This is a genomic window from Aeromonas sp. s8 (assembly GCF_040907785.1).
Taxonomy (GTDB): domain Bacteria; phylum Pseudomonadota; class Gammaproteobacteria; order Enterobacterales; family Aeromonadaceae; genus Aeromonas; species Aeromonas veronii.
This window is the reverse complement of the sequence record NZ_JBFOCL010000028.1, coordinates 51,730-68,315: the sequence shown is the minus strand read 5'-3', so window position 1 is coordinate 68,315 and position 16,586 is coordinate 51,730. Positions and strand designations below refer to the sequence as shown.

Here is a 16,586-nt window from a genome sequence, read left to right as displayed (position 1 = left end):
GTTCAGGCCAAGGCGCAGATCAGGGCGCCGGAGGGTGTGACTCCCCTGCCCCCTTGGCGGCCAGCGCTTCGTCTACCTGCTGATCCCGCGCACCAGTCATGCCGGCGTGACGGGCGATCAGATGGTAGATGGCGGGCACCACCAGCAGGGTGACCAGGGTTGCCAACGACAGTCCGAAGAAGACCACTGTCCCCACCGCCATCCGGCTCTCGTAGCCCGCCCCCATGGAGAGCATCAGCGGCACCGCGCCGATAATAGCGGTGAGCGAAGTCATCAGGATGGGGCGCAAGCGGCGCACCGAGCCTGCGATGATCGCCTCCTCGAATCCTTCCCCGCGCTGGCGCAGCTGGTTGATGAACTCGACGATGAGGATGCCGTTCTTGGTCACCATGCCGATCAGCATGATCATCCCGATCTGGCTGTAGATGCTCATCTCCTGCCCCGTCAGCCAGAGGCCAAGCAGGCCGCCGAAGATCCCGAGTGGCACCGTCACCATCACTACCGCCGGGGTCAGGGTGCTCTCGAACTGGGCCACCAGCACCAGATAGACCACCAGCAGGGCGAGGCCAAAGACCAGCACCATCTCCCCCTGATTGTCGCGGTAATCCTTGGAATCACCGGCGTAATCCACCGTCATGCCGGTGGGCAGGTTGGCGTTGGCCCAGCCATCGAGGAAATCGAGGGCCTCACCCAGGGTGTGGTCGGGGTGCACATCGGCGGTCAGGGTGATCGCCTTTTGCCGCTGGTAGTGGTTGAGGCGGTTGGCGGTCGCCACCTGCTTGACGGTGGCCAGAGTCGAGAGACTGACCATCTCGCCGTTGGCGGCCTTTAGATAGATGCGACCGAGATCCGAGATGCCGTTGAACTCGGTCTGGTTGCCGCGCAGGTAGACGTCATACTCCTCACCCCTGTCCACATAGGTGGTCTTGCTCGCCCCGCCCAGCAAGGTCTGCAAGCTGTTGGCCACGGTGGAGACCGGAATGCCAAGCTGGCTGGCGCTGTCGCGATTGATGGTCACCTGCAGCTCGGGGGTCTTCTCGGCATAGTCGAGATCCGGGCTCAGCATCAGGCCGCTGCCCTGCGCTGCCTGTTGCAGCGCCAACCCTTGCTGGTAGAGCTCGGCATAGTCGTTACCCTGCAGCACGAACTGCACCGGCGCGGTGGAGCCGCCGCGGAAACCGGGCTGGAAGGTGCGGATCATCACATCGGGAATGCCGGAGAGCTTGGCACCCAGCGAGCGGGAGAACTCGGTGGCAGTGACGTCGCGCTCGGCCCAGTCGGTGAGCTGGATGATCACCATACCGGTCTGATCGCCGCCACGGCCAAAGGCGGGGGTGCTGAAGCTCAGCGCCTGCACCACCCCTTTGCCCAGCATCGGCATGATGGCGGACTCCACCTGTTGCATGTTGCGCTTCATCCGCTCGATGCTGGTCCCCTCTGCCCCCTTGACGAAGACATAGATGACGCCGCGATCCTCGGTCGGGGTAAGGCTGGTCGGCAGCTGGGTAAAGAGGGCACAGATACCGCCCAGACAGAGCAGCAGCACCAGCGGCGTCCAGCGGGAGCGACGCAGCACCCACGCCAGCAGGTGGCGATAGTGCCCCTCCAGCCAGCCGAGCCCGCGATCGAGCCCGGCGGTGAGCCGGTTCGGTTTATCCAGCGGGCGCATCAGCCAGGAGCCCATGGCCGGGGTGAGAGTCAGCGCCACCAGCGAGGAGCAGAGCACCGCGAGCGAAAGCAGGATCGCAAACTCGGTAAAGAGCCGCCCCACCATGCCATCCATAAAGGCGATGGGGACAAACACCATCACCAGCACGGCGGTGGTGGCGATGACCGCAAAGCCCACCTCGCGGGTGCCGTGCCAGGCGGCCAGCAGCGGCGGTTCACCCCGCTGCAGATGGTGGTGGATGTTCTCCACCACCACGATAGCGTCATCCACCACCAGGCCGATGGCGAGAATAAGGGCCAGCAGGGTGATGAGGTTGATGGAAAAGCCGAAATACCAGGCACCGATAAAGGCTGATATCAGCGATACCGGCACCGTAATGGCCGGAATAAGCGTGGTGCGCCCCTGCCCGAGGAACAGATAGAGCACCGCCACCACCAGCACGGCGCAGATGGCCAGGGTCTCGTACACCTCGTCGATGGCCTGCTTGATAAAGATGGTGGAGTCGTAATCCACCTCGAGCTTGGCCCCCTCCGGCAGGAAGCGCTGCATCTCGCCGAGTTTCTTCTCGATCCCCTGCGCCACCGCCAGCGGGTTGGCGGTGGACTGGGCAACGATACCGATACCCAGACTCTCTTTGCCGTTGCGCTGATAGGCGCTGTCTTCGTTCTTGGCTCCTACCTCCACATCGGCGATATCGGCCAGATAGACGCTCTGGCCGTTGGCGGCTGTGGTGACTTGCAGTTGCTGGAAATCTTCCGCTGTGTGATAGAGACGGGCGATCTGCACCGCCATGGTCATGGAGTTGTTGCGGATCTCGCCACCCGGCAGCTCGATATTCTCCCGCTTGAGGGCCTCTTCCACATCGCTCACCGTGATGCCACGGGCGGCCATGTCGGCAGGGCGCAGCCGCACATACATCACCTGGGTGAGATCGCCGGAGAGCGCCACTTCGCTCACACCGTCCACCAGACTCAGGGGGTCGACCAGCACCCGGTTGGCGTAGTCGGTCATGGCGGTGCGATCCATCTGGCTGCTGCTGAAGTTGAGCCAGATCGCCACATCGCCGTTGCCGCTGTCCTTGGTCACCAGCGGCTCGTCCACATCATCAGGCAGCCGTGGCCGCGCGCGGGAGAGGGCATCGCGCACATCGGAGATCCCCTCCACCATGTTCCAGCCGAGCTTGAACTCGACCGTGATCATCGAGCGCCCCTTGCGGGTCATGGAGTTGATGTTCTTGATGCCGCTGATGCCGGAGAGCTGATCCTCGATGGGCTTGGTGACCTGACTCTCCATCACCGAGGGGGCGGCCCCCTCATAGGTGGTGGTGATGGAGACCGAGGGGATCTGCACATCGGGCATCTCCCGCACCGTCAATTTGCTGAAGGCGACCAGACCAAACACGGTGAGCAGGGCACTGAGCACCACCGCCACCAGCGGGCGGCGAACTGAGATATCGGAGAGCCACATCAGCCGTTCACCTCAGCCAGATCACGCACCTGCACCCCATCACGCAGATTGACCAGCCCCTCGACCACGATGCGATCGCCGACTTTGAGCCCCTCGGTGACCCAGACGGTCTCCCCTTCGGTCTCACCGAGCACCACAGGCACCCGCTTGACCCGGCCATCGGCCTCAAGACGGTAAACAAAGCGCTGCTCACCGGCATACTCCACCGACTGGGCGGGGATCAGGGTGAGCTGCTGGGCCGGCAGCGCCAGCTCCACATTGAGCAACATGCCCGGGCGCAACTGGCCGTTGCCATTGGGGATCATCACCCGCGCCTTGATGTTCTGGGTATCGTTGGAAATGCGGCTATCGAGAGTGGTCAGAGTGCCGTTGAATTGCTGATCCGGCCAGGCAGTACTGGTGGCGGTAACTGCCATGCCCGGGCGCAGCAGGGAGAGGTAACGCTCCGGCACCGCCAGATCGAGGCGCAGTTTGTCGAGCTCATCGAGATGCAGCAGGGTATCGCCGCTGTTGACCAGCGCCCCTTCGCTCAAGTCAATCAGACTCACGGTACCGGCAAAGGGTGCCTGCAAGGTACGCAGGGAGAGCTCGTAGCGGGCGGCATCGAGGCGTGCCTGCACCTGGGCCACGGTGGCCTCCTGCCCCTCCAGCTCGGATTGGGTCACGGCGCCACGGGCCACCAGCTTGCGCATATCACTCAGCTTGCGGTTCTCGTCGCGCAGACTGGCGCTCTGCTCGGCCAGCTCCGCCTGCTGCTTGCCCGCATCGAGCGCGATCAGGGTCTCCCCCTTCGCCACACTCTGGCCAGATTGCACCGCAATCTTGACGATGCGACCGGTCACTTCGGGGCTGATGATGACGGATCGATTGGCGGCCAGCTTACCCACCAGCTTGAGGGTCGGCTCGGCCAGACTCTGCTTGACGGTTTGAGTGCGGATATTGACCTGTCTGGTCGGTGCTTTGGCGGCGGGTTCGCTGTGACGCAGCGCCCAGACGCCGGCAACCACGATTAGAAGAAGGCCCAAGCCGAGCCAGATACGCATTTTCATCGAACAGTCCATGAAGAGTGAGAGGGTAAATCCAGATTGGGGCCATTTTAGCCCCAGACTATGCCGTGACTATGTATAAATGTGACAAAACGTAACAAGAGCGGGATAAGCTCACTCTGTTTCAGGTCGCGCCGTTTGTTTTCACGCCACATCGCATACACTAACGACAATTTCCTTCGCAACCCGACTGACTGCCTATGCCCAAAATGTCTGACCACCGCTTTCTCACACGCCTGACCTGGCTCCTGTTCGCCGTGGTCATCCTGCTGATTGGTCTGACCTTGCGGCAAAGCCTGAAACAGATAGAACGCCTCTACCAGAGTGATACCCTCAACAGCGCCATCTACCTGCGGGATCGTTTCAAACAGACCGAAGTATTTCTGGAGGCAATGCGCGGGCAGGCCGAAGAGCGACTGCGCAGCGACCCCCAGTCGGTGCTCACCCGCCAGCTCTATCGCCATATCGAGGCGCTGCCAGAGGGGCTGGCCCTCGACAAGCTCCCCGGTGATTTACCGGCCGGACTGGCGGGCAACCTCACCGGTGACGGCCCGCTGCCGCCCCCCGGCAGTGCGCGGGAGGCGCAACTTCATTTGGCCCTGAGCCTCTCCCCCTTGTTGTCCACCGCCAGCCAGCGCCTTGGCAGCGAGATCGCCTGGGCCTACTTCACCGGGGTGGACAACTTTATCTACCTCTATCCCTGGATCCCCTCCAGCCAGTTTCGCTTTGCCCGCAGCATCTATGACAAGCACTACTGGCAGGATGCGCTGATGTCACCCAACCCAAGCCGGGACACCATTCTCTCCCGCCCTTACGAAGATTTTGCCGGACTGGGCACCATGGTCACCATGTCCCAGCCTCTCTACAAGGACGGCTCGCTGGTAGGGATGATCAGCATGGACATCCTGCTCTCACGCTTGCAATCGCAGCTCAATCAGCTGGCGCCAGCGTTGGGTGAGTATCTGCTGCTCAATCAGTACCATCAGGTGCTGGCCAGCAGCGCACACCAGCCCGTGGTGCCGCAAGACCCCGAGCCGACCGACGAGTACCAGTGGCAACAAGGGGCATTGCAGCTGACCATGGCAATCCCAGATACCCCGTTGCGACTGGTGCACAGCGTCACCCTGCTGCCGCTGGTGTGGGCCATGCTCTGCCAGTCCACGCCGACCCTGCTCGCCATTCTCTTTATGCTGCTGGCCGCCCTCTCCAACCTGAGATCCCATCGCCTCAACCAGCGGCTCAATTACCTCTCCTGCCACGATGCCCTCACCGGCGCCTTCAACCGCCACTATCTGGTGCTGCTGGAACAGGCGGGCGATCTGGCCCGGCTGCAAGCGGGGATCCTGATGTTCGATGCGGATCACTTCAAACGGGTCAATGACAACTTCGGCCATGCCGTCGGCGATATCGTGCTGATCCGGCTGGTGCAGATCTGCCAGCAGCAGCTTAGACCCACTGATCGCCTGATCCGCTGGGGGGGCGAAGAGTTTCTGCTGCTGATTGGCCGCGCTGATGCAACGCAGCTCGGCGAGCTGGCGGAGCGGCTGAGAAAGGCGGTAGCGGATCACGACTGGGCCGCCATCGAGCCCGGGCTGGAGGTCACCATCAGTCTCGGCTATCTGCCCCACCAGGAGAACCTTCCCCTGCACGAAGCGGTGCGCCGCGCCGATGTGGCGCTCTATCAGGCCAAGGCCAACGGTCGCAACCGCAGCGAAAGATGGCAGGGTGACGCCTCCTGACTCTCGGAGTAAGCTGAGCCCTCAACCCCTTTTTTGGAGGACTGTCGTGCCACGTAAACCCCGCGTAGGGCTCGCTCTCGGGAGCGGCGCCGCCAGAGGATGGGCCCATATCGGCGTCATCCGCGCCCTTGAACGTCTCGGCATCAAACCGGATTTGATCGCTGGCTGCTCCATCGGCAGCTTTGTCGGTGCCGCCTATGCCGCCGGAGAACTGGATCGGCTGGAAACCTGGGTGCGCGGCTTTACCCGCCTGCAGGTGGTCAGCCTGCTCGACCCGGCCCTCTCCGGCGGTCTGTTTCGCGGCGAAAAGGTGTTTGGCCTTGCCGCCAGCCATCTGGGGGATCCCGATCTCGAGAACCTGCCCATCCCCTTCGCCTGCATCGCCACCGAGCTGGATACCGGCCGCGAGATCTGGCTGCAACAGGGCCCGCTGCGCCAGTCGGTGCGCGCCTCCTGCGGCATGCCGGGGATCCTCACCCCGACCCGGATCAACGACCGCTGGCTGGTCGATGGCGCCGTGGTCAACCCGGTGCCCATCTCGCTGGCCCGCGCCATGGGGGCCGAGGTGGTGATTGCGGTCAACCTCAACACCGACATGCACCAGCCCTGGACCGACGAGCCGGATCAACCCGGCAGCGGCGGTCTGCTCAGCCAGTGGCTCAATCGCGGTGAATCCGCGCCAGCCACCCCGGGTCTGTGGAGCGTGATGAGTGGCTCCATCAACATCATGCAGGAGCGGATCACCCGCGCCCGGATGGCCGGTGACCCGCCGGAGATCCAGCTCTGCCCGCGCCTTGGCAGCTTCTCCATCATGGATTTTCATCGCGCCAGCGATGCCATCAACGAGGGGGAAGCCTGCGTCGAGCGCAATCTCGATCAGCTCAAGGATGAACTGGGCCGCCTCGGGTTGCTGGGCAGTTAGTTGTCGGCATGCTGCGGTTTACACATGAAAAAAAGCGCCATTCGGCGCTTTTTTTTTCAACTTACTTACCTGGTTACTCCTTACGGTAGAAGAGCAACCCGAGCAGAATCACCCCCACAGAGACCAGCAGATAGAGCCCCAGACTGGGATTGGTGATACCGCCATACAGAATGATGAGCGCGCCCAGAGTGGCGCAGGTCGGGATCACAAACCGCTTTATCCAGCCCAACTCGGTAAAGGTGCGCATGTACCAGACATAGAGGAACAGATAGAGGCCATAAATCAGCACGATCGGCATCTCGTCCAGAGCGATGTAACGACCGAATGTCTCGTTGATGCTGCAGTACCACAACACTGAGTAGATCACCGACAACAACGCTGCCGCGAGGGCCGAGTTGATTGGCATGTGGTGATGCGGTTCGATACGGCTCATCCACTTGGGGGCTGGCCCCTGATTGCGGATCGCCAGCGAGTAGGGAATGCGCATGGTCGCCAACACCAGACCATTGAGGGTGCCGAGGCAGGAGATAATCACGAACACGGTCAAAATGGTCGAGGCAGTCCCGCCAAACAGGCTGGTTGTCGCGAGATTTACCGCGTTATCCCCTTGCGCCACTATCTCGTCCGTCGGCAAGACGCTGGCGATCCCCAGAAAATAGGTGACATAGACCACAAAGACTATCAGGGTGCCAATCACCAGCGCTCTGGGCAGATTCTTCTTGGAATCGCGAATTTCGCTGTTGATGGTCACGGCGGCAATCCACCCCTCATAAGCGAAGGCGGTGGCAACCACGGCCGTGGCCAGAGTGCCTCCGGTGCTTCCTATCCCATCCATAGCCTGCACAAAGTTGGTCACGGTGACACCATTGAGCAAGCCTGAAATGGTGCCCACAATGGCAACCAGGATCAGCGGGATCAACTTGATCAGGGTAGAGCCCACTTGCAGCTTGCCCGCCAGGACCGGGGTGTAGAAGTTGATCAGATAGGTGACCGTCATATAGACAGCCGCCAGTATCCAGGTCGCACCAGAGTTGGTCGGATTATCACTACCGAGCAAGATCATGGTGTACAGAGCGGCGACCCAGGCAAGGATGGCGGAAAGAGGGGCGTAATAGAGTACGCCTTTAAACCACCCCACCAGATAACCAAACATTTTGCCGTATGCCGCTTCGGCATAATCGACGATACCGTTGGACTTTTCGATCCGCTGGGCAAACTCGGCAAACACCAGCGCGCCGAAGATCATCGAAAATGCCCCCAGCGCCCATGCCAGCAGCGCAATGGCCAGATTACCGCCAGTCAGACGCAGTACATCATCGGCCTTGAAGAAAACACCGGAGCCGATCACCACGCCGACCACCATCGCAATGGCAGTCATCAGGCCATAACGTTTATCCAACTCATTACTGCTCATACCCATACTCCATACGATTGCTCATATCATCCTGAATGTAATAGTGTTCAGGTGGCCAGATACCACCAGGGGGCCGCTTATTCTCGTTGGCCTGCATGGATAATTCAAAGCGTGTTAGATCAAAATATCGATCGGCAACCCAAAAAAATACCGCCCGAAGGCGGCATTTCTATTCACATCGATGATCACGCCTTGGCGAGGTCATCCGGGCCAATCTGGCCGATTTCGGCGACTTTCTTGTCTGCCAGCAGCCAGAGGGTGAACTTGTGCAGATCCGGGTGGTGCGCCAGGGCAACCAGGAAGGCGCCCCCAACTTCACGGTAACCCAGCTCGTAGTTTTTCAGCGTGGTGGGAGGAACACCCAGCAAATCTGCAAACTTCGGACGGCTCAAACCGACCGCTTCACGGATCTGACGGATCTTCTTGCCAACAGTGACGATATTTGAATTCATAATGTTCCATACTCCGTTTGGCGGATTTACTCCGCCTTTTATTTTTCGCGACGACTCGTAGTCAAGTGTATCAGTTTTGTTCGGACTCGTTATGGTCGAGCCTCTATCTTATGAGCGCCTTTCGGCGACAACCCTTGCCTTCAAGGGGGGATGGTAATCGCTCAGCCGCCTCAGGTAAACAGTCTCGAAAAGAAACCTTTATTGTGGCCCCCCCAATAACTCGTATAATCCGCCGGATACCCATTAAGAGGAATAAGTATGGCGTTTCCCGGCATTATCTCTCGCCTGCACCCCGTATCCAGCACAGAAGAACTGGCACAACAGCGCCTGCAAGGTGAACAATATCGCGCCGAAGCATTCTGGCTTCCGGCCTTGATGTCCAGCCACACCAGCGAACTGCTGGCCGCCCTGCCGGAGAGCTGCAGCCTGTTTCTTGAACAGTCATGCCCGGACCTGGCCTTGCGCAGCCACGACGGCACCCTGCATAACAATGAGCAGCTCATCACGGTAAACGGTCAGGCAATTGCTCTGGCAACCACTCAAGGTGATGGTGGTCTGGTGCCCGAATCGGGTATGTGCGAGATGGCCGACTGGCTGGAGGCGGGACACCGCCACTTCATCTGTTCAGCTGCGGTTCAGCCTGTGGCTCGCGCCATCCTCAACATCTGGCCCCTTGACCCCTATCTGGCCCGACATTTCTTGATGACATTTACCCCCCTGCTGCAGAGCGCAACCCAGGCAGATTACCTCGCGGTCTTTGCCGCCAGAGCGAATCCTGCCAGCCCGCATAGCGACTGGGTTCAGGCTTATATGAAGCTTGAGAAGAAACTGCACAGGGCCTATCTGGATCACTAATTAATCAAAATAAACAGCCAGTTAAGGGCACGACACAATTTGCCACAAGGCTCATTTGTGAGCTTGATCATGTTTTAAAATCGGCATAGAGTGCGCCTCGTCATCGGAATGACATCAGTTGCCTGGCAGTGGTTTCTCACGCATTGCGTGCCATGCCAGCGCACTCGACACACCAGGAGAGTGTGCAACCCGGTTCTGCCGGGTCATCTGCCAGACTCGACGCCAGCCGTACGGCGGAGCCTGCAGCTTACATAAATTACAAAGTGTGAAGCACGTGAATAACGTGCGATCTCAACGAGGATTTTTTTATGATGAAAATGGCTCCTTCCATGATCGCCATCGCCATGGCTGCTCTGGGTGCTACTGCTGCTCACGCCGCTGACGACATCTACTTCGGTGCCGGTGTCGGTGCTACTCACTTCAACGGCCTGAACAAGGTCGAAGGCGTTAAAGATGGTGAAGAAAATGCAACTGCCACAAATGCTTTCGTTGGTTATAACTTCACAGAAACCTTGGGCACCGAACTGGGCTACCAGTATGCAGGTCGTGGCAACACCGATGGTAACCGTTACGAAAATCAAGGCGTGACTCTCTCCGGTATCGCTCGTTTTCCGCTGAACAACCAAGTTTCACTGTTCACTGAAGGCGGCGCTTACTGGGCTCACACCGACGGTCTGGGTGTAAGCGACACTAAAGTTTCCCCACTGGCAGGTGCCGGTGTAACTTACAAGGTGAACGACGCGCTGGATCTGCAAGCTCGCTACCGCTATATGTGGTATGTTTCTAACCTGCATACCGATAACAATGTTCAATATCGTTCCAACCAGAGCGTTGCTACCCTGGAAGCGGTGTACCACCCGTTCCGTACTTCCTACGTAGCTCCGGTAGCTGCTCCGGTTGTTGAAGAAGCACCGGCTCCTGCTCCGCAAGTGGTAGAGAAGAACTTCGCTCTGAACTCAGACGTGCTGTTTGCCTTCGGCAAAGACACCCTGAAGCCGGAAGGCGTTGCAGCCCTGAACGCTCTGTATCAGCAAATCGTTGAGTTCCAGCCGAAAGATGGCAACGCTGTTGTTGTTGGTTACACCGACCGTATCGGTTCCGACGCTTACAACCAGAAGCTGTCTGAAGCCCGTGCCCGTACCGTTGCCAACTTCCTGGTGAGCAAAGGTATGGCTGCCAGCAAAGTTGCCATCGAAGGTCGTGGCGAAGCCAACCCGGTTACCGGCACCAAGTGCAACGGCGTGAAAGCTAAAGCTCAGCTGATCTCCTGCCTGGCTCCGGATCGTCGCGTAGAAGTTCGCGTATCTGGCGTACAAGAAGTTCAGCAATAATCTGACCTCGTTCAGATAGTGCGAAAAAAAGGGATGCTGCGGCATCCCTTTTTGTTTGTCTCGTTCTCGTTTGCATCCCTCAGTCCCGCCTCCCTGCCCTTGCCTGCCCCGTTTCGAAAGCATAAAGTAGTTGCGCCTGTAAGGTATTGGATAAGCACTAAAAAGCGCTTCTTGTCCGGTCTGTTGTCCATGACGCCACTGCATCATGAGAGTCCAAAGCCTTCGCTATCCACTTTGCTGGCGATTTTTCGCAGCAATAAAAACAAGTGCATTGCCCGATATGGGCTAACACAACGAGGATAAACCGATGAAACTCAAAATGGCTCCTACCCTGATTGCACTGGCGCTTGCCGCCGCAGGCACCACAGCTCAGGCTGCCGATGACTGGTACACCGGTGTTGGTGCAGGTTGGGCATATGCCCACGGTCTGGATGATTTTGGCAAAGACACTGACAAAGACGCCACTGCGCTGAGCCTGTTCGGCGGTTACAACTTCAACGACTACTACGCAGCTGAACTGGGCTACCTCTACGCCGGTAAAGCGGGCGTTGACGGTGCCGATTTCAAAACCCAGGGAGCAACCCTCTCCGGTATCGCCCGCCTGCCGCTGGGCGACATCTTCTCGGTGTTTGCTGAAGGCGGTGCCTACTTCAATCATGTCAACGGCAATGGCAACAGCGACAACGGCACTGCACCGCTGGCGGGCCTGGGTCTGACTGCCAAGCTCTCCGACCTTATCGATGTGCAGGCACGCTACCGCTATCTGTGGAATCTGGGTAACGAGCAGAAAACCTGGGAGAGCGACATGAGCGTCGCGACCCTGGAGCTGGTGATGCACCCGAACCGCACCTCTTATGTTGCCCCGGTTGCCGCCCCTGCGCCTGAGCCGGTTCCCGAGCCGGTACTGGTCGACAAGAACTTCGCCCTGAGCTCAGACGTGCTGTTTGCCTTTGGCAAATCCACCCTCAAGCCAGAAGGTGTCGCAGCGCTCAACACCCTGTATCAGCAGATCGTTGATGTTCAGCCGAAAGATGGCAGCGCCGTGGTCGTCGGTTACACCGACCGTATCGGCTCTGACGCCTACAACCTGAAACTCTCCGAAGCGCGTGCCCGTACCGTGGCCGACTTCCTGGTTGGCAAAGGTCTTCCGGCTGGCAAAGTTGCCATCGAAGGTCGCGGTGAAGCCAATCCGGTCACCGGCACCCAGTGCAACAGCGTCAAGGGCAAGGCTCAGCTGATCTCCTGCCTGGCGCCGGATCGCCGTGTAGAAGTACGCGTCACCGGCGTTCAGCAAGTCAAACAGTAATCCTGTCGTTGTCGAGTCCTGATTTCGGCTAGCATTTCTCTACTCAGAATCCCCGATGTATCGCATCGGGGTTCTATATTTCAACGCATGATACGGTCGCTACACGTTGTAAATATCCACCGCCTCACGCATCATCGCCCCGCTTGCGCCAGGTTCTGCTAGCTTTGCAACAGCAACTCTCCTTTGAATATCCCGTTCACCCGATCTGCCAGCGCATTCTGGTAACTGTCATGCCCATCCGTCATCGAACATCTCACCCCGTACCATTAATGCAATGACTGATACAGCTTCGAGCAATTACTGCACTCCTCAGTCTGAGTGTTGGATGAGCTACTCGCCGCCACGCCGTTGCTTCAGTGCTTCTTTAGACATAATGGACACCGACTCGGCGTGTATCCCTTTGGGCAGCACGAGGTGGCTCACTATCTTGCGTGAAATAAACACCCGTCACCAGGGTCAGGTTCTATCTGGCAGATAAGTAATGTCGGCGATCCACACTTGCTCCAGTGCCACCGGCGTGACCTGCTCTTGCCCCGCCTTGAGCAATTTGGGATGACGGTCGAAGCGGTGAAAACTGTGGGAGGTCTTGTAATACGCCTGCTTGGGCGGCACCAAGTCGCTCTTCAACGCACCAACGACAGCCTCAAAGAACTGGGCTTTTTGGCTCATCAGCGCCAGCCGCTGCTCGAGCGTTTTAATACGTTGTTCGGGCGGGGTTAGGCATGATGATACTCCTGCAGGCGCACACAGAGAATCCGTATGGCTCCAGTCCTGTCGACCATGTTTACGCAACCATACAAGAATGGTCGGGTTGCCCTGAATACCATATCTGGCTTGTGCCTGCTGACAAGTCAGCTCACCTTTTTCAATCTGCTCGACCTGCGCCAGCGAGTAATCGCGTTGTGTCCGTTTCACACCTTGTCCCATCGGGTTCTCCATTTATGTGGGGAAAAGGTGTAAACCATATTCAAGACGGAACACTGCGGTAAAAAAGGGGGATGGCCATACCCCCCCTTTGTTATCAATATGTTATTCAAACCAGTGAGTAACCTATACCCGACGATAGGGCAGGTAAACCGGCTCCCACATGTGATTGAGGATATGCTGCTGCAGATCCTGACCGATCAGCGGGTGGGAGGGATCCCGGCGCACGATATCCTTGAGCACGGCGGTCGCCACATGCACCGAGATGCTGCGCAGCTCGCGAATGCGGGGATAGACGGCCCCTTTCGCCAGGTCCACCTCACTCACGCACTCGGCCAGCGCAAAGGCGGCTGTAGTGAAGACATCGGGTGTGATCTCGCGGAGCTGGCTGACGATGGCCGCCAGACCTACACCGGGGAAGATAAAGACGTTATTGCCCTGCCCGACTCGGAACTCCTGCCCCTCGTAGCTCACATCCTTGAACGGGCTGCCAGTCGCAACAATGGCTTTGCCATTGCTCCAACGGTAGATATCTTCCGGCAGCGCTTCACAGTTGGCGGTCGGGTTGGAGAGCGGGAACACCATGGGGCGCTCGCAATGCTGCAGCATCAGCTGGATATGCTCTTCCTGGAAGGCACCGCCCGAGCCGCTGGTACCCAGCAACACGGTAATGGACACATGACGCAGCACATCGGCCAGATTGGCCTTGCCGGGCACCTCGGTATCCCAGCCCGCCAGCAGCAACCCCGGTTTGGCGTAGCGACGCTTGTACTCGTCGAGCCCGTCCCGGTTGTCGCACACCAGCCCCTGGGTATCCAGAATGTAGATGCGATCGCGGGCCGCCTGCGGATCCATCCCCTCGCGGATCATCCCCGCGCAGATCTGATCCGCGACGCCAACCCCGCCAGCGCCGGCACCATAGACCAAATAGTTCTGCTGGCCCAGGGTCTCCCCCTTGACCTTGACCGCGCCTATGATACCGGCCAGCACCACGGCACCGGTACCCTGAATATCATCGTTGAATGACGGCAGTGCCTGCTGGTAGCGGGCCAGATTGTTGAAGGCGTTGGATTTGCTGAAGTCTTCCCACTGCAGCACGGCGTTGGGGAAGTGGCGCTTGACCCCCTGCACGAACTTGTCGATGAACTCTTCATACTCCTTGCCGCGAATCCGCTTGTGGGGGCGGCCCAGATACATGGGGTCATCGAGCAGTTTCTGGTTGTCGGTGCCCACATCCAGCGCGATGGGCATGCAGCAGGCGGGGTGAATACCGGCACCCAGGGTATAGAGCGCCAGCTTGCCGATGGGGATACCCATGCCGCCGACCCCCTGGTCGCCGATCCCCAGAATGCCCTGGCTGTCGGTGACGACTATGATGCGGATCGATTTGGCATCGAAGTGACGGGCCTGACTGCCCATGTCATCCACGTTGTCCGGGGTGATGTAGAGGCCGCGCGGCTTCTGGAAGCGGTGGCTGAACTCCTGACACGCCTTGCCCACGGTCGGGGTATAGATGTAGGGAGTCATCTCCTCCACATGGCGTGACAACAGGGCATAAAACAGGGTTTCGTTGCGATCCTGCAGGGCACGCAGGTTCTGGTACTTCTCGATATCGCTGCAAGCGCTCTTGAACCCCTCATACACTCGCTCGAGCTGGGCTTCAAAAGTTTGCACCTGAGGCGGCAGCAAACCATCGAGATCAAAATCGGCCCGCTCCTGTTCGGTGAAGGCCGTGCCCTTGTTGAGGTATCGATTGTTAAGCAGATCAGTGCCGGTCAGTGCAACGGGGCGAAAATCCTGTCCCTGTGCATCTTTCCACAGCAGATATTGTCCGGTAGCCATAGTCATTCTCTTTGATTTACGTGAAATTGCCGTTCGGCAGGAGAGCAAGACTCATAATGAAATCAATCATATGACGTTTACTCGATCGGTTTTGTGAGCTTGGGCATACCCTGCGGCCAAAATAGGCGCCCGGCGACCCCGGCGAGACAAATATCCACGGCAAGGAATGAGACTCATGTTAGCATTGCGGGCAACCCAGCCCCTTTCACCGCATCACAGCCGGGAGTGATCTGATGCCCTCGCCTCTGCCAGCCTGCGTCCCCTTCTTTCAGCCATGCGCCTGATCCCGCTGCTTGCTCTGTGGCTGTTTCTGACCTGCCAGTCGGCTCTCGCCGCACCGGGCCGGGTACTCAACATCATCGTGGGTGAATGGCCCCCTTTCGTCTCCGAGCAGTCAAAACAGCACGGGCCAGTGGCCCACCTCATCAGCGATCTGTTCAAGGAGGCGGGCTATGAGGTGAAGTTCCACTTCGCTCCCTGGGGTCGGGTCTATTCGCTGGCGGCCAACAGCCAGCTCTACGACGCCACCGCCGTCTGGATGCACAAACCGGAGCGGGAGCAGGATTTTCTGTTCAGCGAAGCGGTGCTGCAGGAGCAGTTTGTCTTCTTCTCCCTCAAATCACGGCAGCTGCGGGCCGAGCGCCTTGAGCAGATCATCGGCATGCGGTTGGGGGGCGATATCGCCTACAGCTACGGGCCCGAGCTGGACAAGATGGTGGCCGATGGCAAGGTAACCCAACAGAAAGTCACCGACGTGAAACAGAATTTCGGCAAGCTGCTGCGCGGACGGATCGACCTCTATCCGCAAGAGCTGCGAGTCGGTTTGGCCGAGTTGCAGAGCCAGCTCGATCCCGCCAGCGCGGCACTCATCACCCACAGTCAGACCCCTTTTCTGCGCAACGACAGCTTCGTGATGTTCCCGCGCAAGATGCCGGATTCAGCCAAACTGCGGGATCAGTTCAATCAGCAGTTGCAGCAGGCCATCGCCAGCGGACGTTATAAGCGCTACTTCGAACAGCTTTCCCGGGGGGACTATTGACCTTGGCGAGGCAAAAACAGAGGGGATAAAACAACGGTGGCGGCCCTTTGTGGCCGCCACCTCTGTGATCCTTGTCAGCTGCAGGCATTAGCCGCTGATGCCCACCTCCAGCTTGAACGGCGTCTTGGCCTTGCTGCTCTCGGCCGCCCCCATCTGGTAGACCCGAATGGTATAAGTGCCCTTGGCGGGCAGGGTCGCCTCAAAGTTGTTCCCTTCGGTAGAACCGATAAAAATCGCCTCCCCCTTGCTGCCCGGCGGCAGAATATTGAAGTAGGGCTTGCCGGTCAGGATCACCACCATGCTCTGGCCCTTGTTGGCCGTCAGCTTGTAATCGAGGGTCTGGCTACCTTGAATGGTGCCGTTGATGGTTGCCCCTGACTCCCCCTTCTTGAACTGCACCTGCTGGGTCTTGATCCCGTCAGCCGCCTGCGCCACGCCCGCAATACCACCGAAGAGCGCAGATGCACATACCGCTGCCAGCCATGCTTTTCTCATCATTTGTCATCCCTTGTGTGAATGGAACCCCTGTTACTGTTGCTCAAGGTGGCCCAAAAAACCATCGCCGTTTGTAGCATCGCTC

At 59.0% G+C, this 16,586-nt stretch carries 12 protein-coding genes and 1 pseudogene; 6 read left to right on the top strand and 7 right to left on the bottom strand.

From position 1 onward, the window contains the following. Positions 1-19: 19 nt before the first annotated feature. Together AB5Y86_RS09365 and AB5Y86_RS09360 are read right to left on the bottom strand one after the other, a co-directional pair. Entirely contained in the window at positions 20-3,136 is a 3,117-nt protein-coding gene (locus AB5Y86_RS09365; protein WP_368192701.1) for an efflux RND transporter permease subunit, read from the bottom strand. Further along, positions 3,136-4,185: an efflux RND transporter periplasmic adaptor subunit gene (locus AB5Y86_RS09360; protein ID WP_005338352.1), complete on the bottom strand. Its 1,050-nt coding sequence runs from the start codon at positions 4,183-4,185 to the stop codon at positions 3,136-3,138. The genes AB5Y86_RS09365 and AB5Y86_RS09360 overlap by 1 nt, the downstream gene beginning before the upstream one ends. Before the next feature lie 197 nt (positions 4,186-4,382). On the opposite strand from AB5Y86_RS09360, the gene AB5Y86_RS09355 reads away from it, so the two are divergent. After that, on the top strand, positions 4,383-5,921 hold the full coding sequence (locus AB5Y86_RS09355) for a diguanylate cyclase (protein ID WP_368192699.1): 1,539 nt from the start codon (positions 4,383-4,385) through the stop codon (positions 5,919-5,921). A 46-nt stretch (positions 5,922-5,967) separates the two neighbouring features. Then, a complete protein-coding gene (locus tag AB5Y86_RS09350) occupies positions 5,968-6,843 on the top strand; it encodes a patatin-like phospholipase family protein (protein WP_005338362.1) in 876 nt (291 codons plus the stop codon). A gap of 73 nt (positions 6,844-6,916) precedes the next feature. On the opposite strand, the gene AB5Y86_RS09345 is transcribed toward AB5Y86_RS09350, so the two are convergent. Both AB5Y86_RS09345 and AB5Y86_RS09340 read right to left on the bottom strand, forming a co-directional pair. Beyond that, positions 6,917-8,257, bottom strand: coding sequence for an APC family permease (locus tag AB5Y86_RS09345; RefSeq protein ID WP_005338365.1), 1,341 nt, complete (start codon positions 8,255-8,257; stop codon positions 6,917-6,919). A 185-nt stretch (positions 8,258-8,442) separates the two neighbouring features. Continuing rightward, positions 8,443-8,709: a DNA-binding transcriptional regulator gene (locus tag AB5Y86_RS09340; RefSeq protein WP_005338367.1), complete on the bottom strand. Its 267-nt coding sequence runs from the start codon at positions 8,707-8,709 to the stop codon at positions 8,443-8,445. 258 nt (positions 8,710-8,967) lie between these two features. Between AB5Y86_RS09340 and AB5Y86_RS09335 the strand changes: the two genes are divergently transcribed. From AB5Y86_RS09335 to ompA (AB5Y86_RS09325), 3 genes are all read left to right on the top strand, one after another. Beyond that, entirely contained in the window at positions 8,968-9,564 is a 597-nt protein-coding gene (locus AB5Y86_RS09335) for a hypothetical protein (protein WP_368192697.1), read from the top strand. 308 nt (positions 9,565-9,872) lie between these two features. Further along, on the top strand, positions 9,873-10,895 hold the full coding sequence (gene ompA, locus AB5Y86_RS09330; RefSeq protein WP_255912193.1) for a porin OmpA: 1,023 nt from the start codon (positions 9,873-9,875) through the stop codon (positions 10,893-10,895). Positions 10,896-11,202: 307 nt separating this feature from the next. Beyond that, positions 11,203-12,201 (top strand): porin OmpA, encoded by a 999-nt coding sequence (gene ompA / locus AB5Y86_RS09325; RefSeq protein ID WP_368192695.1) that lies wholly within the window; start codon positions 11,203-11,205, stop codon positions 12,199-12,201. Between the two features lie 99 nt (positions 12,202-12,300). On the opposite strand, the pseudogene AB5Y86_RS09320 reads toward ompA (AB5Y86_RS09325), so the two are convergent. After that, positions 12,301-13,128: pseudogene (locus AB5Y86_RS09320) on the bottom strand (integrase core domain-containing protein). A gap of 123 nt (positions 13,129-13,251) precedes the next feature. Next, the gene (locus tag AB5Y86_RS09315) at positions 13,252-14,967 is read right to left on the bottom strand and encodes an NAD-dependent malic enzyme (RefSeq protein WP_368192694.1); all 1,716 of its coding nucleotides are present in this window, start codon (positions 14,965-14,967) and stop codon (positions 13,252-13,254) included. Between the two features lie 274 nt (positions 14,968-15,241). Here AB5Y86_RS09315 and AB5Y86_RS09310 point away from each other — a divergent pair, with 274 nt between their 5' ends. Next, the gene (locus tag AB5Y86_RS09310; RefSeq protein WP_368192691.1) at positions 15,242-16,006 is read left to right on the top strand and encodes a substrate-binding periplasmic protein; all 765 of its coding nucleotides are present in this window, start codon (positions 15,242-15,244) and stop codon (positions 16,004-16,006) included. A gap of 87 nt (positions 16,007-16,093) precedes the next feature. On the opposite strand, the gene AB5Y86_RS09305 is transcribed toward AB5Y86_RS09310, so the two are convergent. Further along, positions 16,094-16,504, bottom strand: coding sequence for a DNA breaking-rejoining protein (locus AB5Y86_RS09305; protein ID WP_235674998.1), 411 nt, complete (start codon positions 16,502-16,504; stop codon positions 16,094-16,096). Between the last annotated feature and the right edge of the window lie 82 nt (positions 16,505-16,586).

Coding starts and splice junctions, on each gene's coding strand:
- AB5Y86_RS09310 (WP_368192691.1), top strand. CDS start 15,242: ATGCGCCTGATCCCGCTGCTTGCTCTGTGGCTGTTTCTGACCTGCCAG.
- ompA (WP_368192695.1), top strand. CDS start 11,203: ATGAAACTCAAAATGGCTCCTACCCTGATTGCACTGGCGCTTGCCGCC.
- AB5Y86_RS09335 (WP_368192697.1), top strand. CDS start 8,968: ATGGCGTTTCCCGGCATTATCTCTCGCCTGCACCCCGTATCCAGCACA.
- AB5Y86_RS09305 (WP_235674998.1), bottom strand. CDS start 16,504: ATGATGAGAAAAGCATGGCTGGCAGCGGTATGTGCATCTGCGCTCTTC.
- AB5Y86_RS09355 (WP_368192699.1), top strand. CDS start 4,383: ATGCCCAAAATGTCTGACCACCGCTTTCTCACACGCCTGACCTGGCTC.
- AB5Y86_RS09360 (WP_005338352.1), bottom strand. CDS start 4,185: ATGAAAATGCGTATCTGGCTCGGCTTGGGCCTTCTTCTAATCGTGGTT.
- AB5Y86_RS09340 (WP_005338367.1), bottom strand. CDS start 8,709: ATGAATTCAAATATCGTCACTGTTGGCAAGAAGATCCGTCAGATCCGT.
- AB5Y86_RS09365 (WP_368192701.1), bottom strand. CDS start 3,136: ATGTGGCTCTCCGATATCTCAGTTCGCCGCCCGCTGGTGGCGGTGGTG.
- ompA (WP_255912193.1), top strand. CDS start 9,873: ATGATGAAAATGGCTCCTTCCATGATCGCCATCGCCATGGCTGCTCTG.
- AB5Y86_RS09345 (WP_005338365.1), bottom strand. CDS start 8,257: ATGAGCAGTAATGAGTTGGATAAACGTTATGGCCTGATGACTGCCATT.
- AB5Y86_RS09315 (WP_368192694.1), bottom strand. CDS start 14,967: ATGGCTACCGGACAATATCTGCTGTGGAAAGATGCACAGGGACAGGAT.